The 4,589-nt window shown below is 72.8% G+C and carries 3 protein-coding genes; all 3 read right to left on the minus strand.

The annotated features are described in order from the left end of the window. Positions 1-1,307 (minus strand): molybdopterin cofactor-binding domain-containing protein (locus tag VR44_RS08085; protein ID WP_045946709.1); only part of this gene is annotated, 1,307 nt, incomplete at its 3' end. Next, entirely contained in the window at positions 1,304-2,809 is a 1,506-nt protein-coding gene (locus VR44_RS08090; RefSeq protein WP_045946707.1) for a xanthine dehydrogenase small subunit, read from the minus strand. The genes VR44_RS08090 and VR44_RS08085, both read right to left, overlap by 4 nt. Positions 2,810-3,185: 376 nt before the next feature. Then, positions 3,186-4,589 (minus strand): alpha/beta fold hydrolase (locus VR44_RS08095; protein WP_052713507.1); only part of this gene is annotated, 1,404 nt, incomplete at its 5' end.

The raw sequence follows: 4,589 nt of genomic DNA on the forward strand, positions 1-4,589 counted from the left end.
CGTTTGGTGTGCGGGTGCGCGGCGTTGAAGGCGGCGATCTCGCGTCGGCGGTCGGCGAGGCCGCCGTTCTCCTTGACCTGGTCCCAGACGGCCCGGATCCGTCCGGGCTGGGTGACCGGCTGCCCGTACGGGGTGTGCTGGCCGGCCCGGTAGAAGTTGCGTTCCCGCAGCTCCATCGGGTCGAGGCCGAGCAGCGGGGCGCAGCGGCCCATGATGTCCTCGATCACCAGCATGCCCTGGGGGCCGCCGAAGCCCCGGAAGGCGGTGTTCGAGACCTTGTGGGTCTTGGCGATGCGGCCGGCGACGCGCGCGTGGGGGATCCAGTACGTGTTGTCGATGTGGCAGAGGGCGCGGGCCACCACCGGCTCGGACAGGTCGAGGCTCCATCCCCCGTCCGCGGTCAGGGTGGCGTCGAGGGCCTGGATGCGGCCCTCGGCGTCGAAGCCGATCTTCCAGGCGGCGTGGAAGCCGTGCCGCTTGCCCGACATGGTCAGGTCCTGGGTCCGGTTGAGCCGTACCCGCACGGGCCGGCCGGTGAGCTTGGCGCCGAGGGCGGCGACGGCCGCGAATCCGTGCGGCTGCATCTCCTTGCCGCCGAAGCCGCCGCCCATCCGCAGGCACTGCACGGTCACCTCGTGGCTGTGCAGGCCGAGGACGTGGGCGACGATCTCCTGGGTCTCCGAGGGGTGCTGGGTGCTGCTCTGGACGAAGACCTGCCCGGCCTCGTCGATGTGGGCGAGCGCGGCATGGGTCTCGAGGTAGAAGTGCTCCTGCTCGGAGAACTGGAACTCGCCGGTGAAGACGTGGACGGAGTCGGCGAATCCGGCGTCGACGTCGCCGGCCAGCATCACGGGCCGGGCCCCGTGGAAGCTCTCGGCCGCGATCGCCTCCGACAGCGTGACGATGGAGGGCTGTTCGTCGAGCTCCACCTCGACGGCCGCCGCACCGAGGCGGGCCGCCTCCAGGGTTTCGCCGAGCACCCAGGCGACGGCGTGGCCGTGGAACATGACCGTGTCGGGGAAGAGCGGCTCGTCGTGCTTCATGCCGGCGTCGTTGACGCCGGGCACGTCGGCGGCGGTGAGCACGCGGACCACACCGGGCACGGCGAGCGCGGGCTCGGTGCGCAGGGCGGTGATCCTGCCGTGGGCCTTCATGACCTGGACCGGGTGGGCGTGCAGGACGTCCTTGGTGCGGTGGATCAGGTCGTCGGTGTAGAGCGCGGCGCCGGTGACGTGCAGGTTGGCGCTCTCGTGCGGCAGCGGGAGCCCGACGGCGGGCTTCTCGGGGCGCTGGGACAACTGGCTCACGAAGACACCGCCTCGGTGGTCTGGGAGTACAGCTTGAGCAGGCTCTGGCCGAGCATCGCGGAGCGGTAGGCGGCACTGGCGCGGTGGTCGTCCATCGGCGTGCCCTGGGCCTTCAGCACCTCGGCCGCCGCTTCGGCGGTCTCCGCGGTCCAGGCCCTGCCCTCCAGGGCGGCCTCGGTGGCGAGGGCGCGGAGGGGGGTGGCGGCCACGCCGCCCAGCCCGATGCGGGCCTTGCGGACGATCCCGTCCTGGATGTCGAGTGCGAAGGCCACGGCGACGCTGGAGATGTCGTCGAACCGCCGCTTGGCGATCTTGTGGAAGGCGGTGACCGGCGACAGCGGCAGGGGGATGCGCACGGCGCGGATCAGTTCGCCGGGGCGGCGCACGCTCTGCCGGTAGCCGGTGAAGTAGTCGCCGAGGGGGACTTCGCGTTCACCGTCGGCGTCGGCGAGCACCACCGACGCCTCCAGGGCGAGCAGGACCGGCGGGCTGTCGCCGATGGGTGAGCCGGTGCCCAGGTTGCCGCCGAGGGTGGCGCTGTTGCGGATGAGGCGGGAGGCGAACTGCGGGAAGAGTTCGGCCAGGAGGGGGACGGTGCCGTCGAGGCGGCGCTCGATCTCGGTGAGGGTCTGCGCGGCGCCGATCTCGATGTGGTCGGACGCGACGTGCAGGGACCGCAGTTCGGGCAGCCGGTCGATGGCGATGACGCAATCGGCGCGGCGGGAGCGGATGTTGACCTCCACGCCCCAGTCGGTGCTGCCGGCGACGACGACGGCCCCGGGCCGCTCGCGCAGCAGTTCCAGCGCTTCGGCCAGGCTGCCCGGCCGCAGGAAGGTGCTGTCGTCACGGGTGTAGGCGGTGGCGGCCGGTGCGGGCGGGGACTGCTCGCGGCGAAGGGCCAGCGGGTCGTCCCCGGCGGGCGTGCCGACGGCGAACGCGGCGTCGCGGATCGGGCGGTAGCCGGTGCAGCGGCACAGGTTCCCGCTCAGCGCGTGCAGGTCGAAGCCGTTCGGGCCGTGCTCGGGGTCGCCGTGCTCGGGGTGGCCGTGCCCGGAGCCTGCGCCGTCGGGCGGGGCGGCGTGTGCGCAGCGGTCGGGGCGGTAGTACTCGGCGGCCATGCTGCACACGAACCCCGGGGTGCAGTAGCCGCATTGGGAGCCGCCGCGGACCGCCATCTCCTCCTGTACGGGGTGCAGGGCGGGCGGGGTGCCGGGCTCGCCGGGGGTGGCGAGGCCTTCGGAGGTGATCACCTCCTGGCCGTCGAGCGCCGCGGCCGGGACCAGGCAGGCGTTCACGGCCACCCAGTCGGTGGGCTTGTCCACGCCGGGCCGCGCGACCAGGACCGAACAGGCTCCGCACTCACCCTCGGCGCAGCCCTCCTTGGTGCCGGTGAGGCCGCGCTCGCGCAGGAAGTCGAGGACCGTGGTGTGGGGTGCGGCCGGGGCGAGCGGGGTTTCCTTCCCGTTGACGGTGATAAGGGGCGTGGGTGTACTGGTCGCCATATTTCAGGAGCTTTCTCTTTCGGTGGCGCAGCTCTGAGGACCCGGAGCCCGAAGGGCCCGGGGAGCGCACGTCGGCACGCGAGGGCGTACCGCAGGCGGTGTGGGAGAAAACGGAGGGCCGGGGCCGCTAGGGGGCGCACCGGGGTGAGGGGGCGTTCAGCAGCCGTGGGCTACACGGCCGGGGGCCCAGGCGACCTCGTGGGCGGGGCGCAGCGGCGCGGAGACGGTCGGCATCCGACGTCGCCTCCTTCCCTGTGCTCACGAGTCGGTCGGCCCGAAGTTACGTTGCCGCAGGTTGATCGGTCAAGCACCGTTCCGGAACGTGGCCCGTTGTCGTTCCGGACGGTTCCGGACGGCCTCCCCCGGCCCCCCGGGTTCAGGGGCCGGTCTCGAAGGCCGGGGCCTTGAGGCCCTTGAGGCAGCTGGTGTCGGGGGCCGTTGGGGTGTCGAAGAAGGAGGCCACGATGGTCCGGGCGCACTTCGAGGTGGCGAGGACCACGTGCGGCTCGTAGGGGACGGTGACGACGGTGGCCCTGTTCAGGGTGCGGGCGACGTAGGGGCCGTTGGCCGCTCCGGTCTGCGAGTCGAAGCCGCCGGAGATGGCCAGGGTGGGGATGTCGCCCTTCGTGGCGTCCCTGATGGAGCGCGGAGCGGCCGGGACGTTCCAGGTGTCGCAGTCCTGGTGGAGGTAGGCCAGCTGCGGCGACTGGGACCGGACCGAGCGCGGGAAGGAGGGGAAGGCCTCCTCGCCGCCGCGCACGGCCGCGTCCCGGGCCTCGTACGGGGTCCACTCGCTGCAGAAGACTCCGTAGACCAGCCCGTGGGACGTCCGGCCGACGGCCTGGGGGCTGTACTTGGCGGCCGCCCACTGCTCGGCGATCCGCTGGGGTTTGCCGTGGGCCAGTTCGTCGAGGGCGCGGGGCACCTGGGGCGCCACATGGGTGGCGGAGGTCATCCAGTTCACCAGGGCCGTGCCGTCCAGGACCACCTTCACCTGCTTGTGAGTGCCGGGCAGGGTGATGGTGGTGGTGACCGGCTTGGCCTGGAGTTCGCCCACGAGGCGCTCGAAGGTGGCCGACAGGTTCGGATAGCGGTCGTTGCAGGCGGGCTGTTCGGCGCAGGCCTTGAACAGGCCGTCGAAGCCCTGCTTGGCGGCGCTCCAGGCCAGTGCCTCACCGGCCGTGGAGGGCGGCAGGATGCCGTCGATGCCGACCGACCGGATCCCCTGCGGGTGCAGGCGCATGGTGACGAGCGCCAGCTGGGTGCCGTAGGAGATGCCGTACAGGTTCCACTGCGGGAGGCCGAGCGCGGTGCGCAGGTCGGCGAGGTCGGCGGAGCTCTCGATGTCGTTGTAGGCGCCGAGGTCGGCCCCGAGGCCGGCCAGCCGGTCGCGGCAGGCCTTCGTGGCCTGGAGGTGCAGGCGCTGGGTCTCGGGCGAGTCGGAGGCGAGCCCGGTCGCCCGGGCGTTGAACTCGTCGATGTTCGGGCAGGTGAGCGCCGGGTTGGCCGAGTAGGTGCCGCGCTGGGACATGAGGATCACGTCGCGGTCGCGGTTCAGGCCGCCGTCGACGGCCAGCTTCGCCTCGCCGACGGCGTCGTCCCCGGGTCCTCCGGCGAGCCAGACGATCGGGTCGGGCCGGGGCTTGGCGGCGAGCGCCGGCACGATCGCCACGCCGAGCCTGATCCAGCGGCTGGCCGGATCGCTCCGGTTCTCGGGCACGGTGAGCGTTCCGCAGCGGGCCCCCGCGAGCTCCGCGACCGGCTCCGGTGTCCGGGGGCA

It is taken from the genome of Streptomyces katrae (assembly GCF_000966975.1).
GTDB lineage: Bacteria > Actinomycetota > Actinomycetes > Streptomycetales > Streptomycetaceae > Streptomyces > Streptomyces katrae.

What these genes read in the sequence shown, in the direction of transcription:
- VR44_RS08090 (WP_045946707.1), bottom strand. Translation starts at nt 2,809, where the DNA reads ATGGCGACCAGTACACCCACGCCCCTTATCACCGTCAACGGGAAGGAA.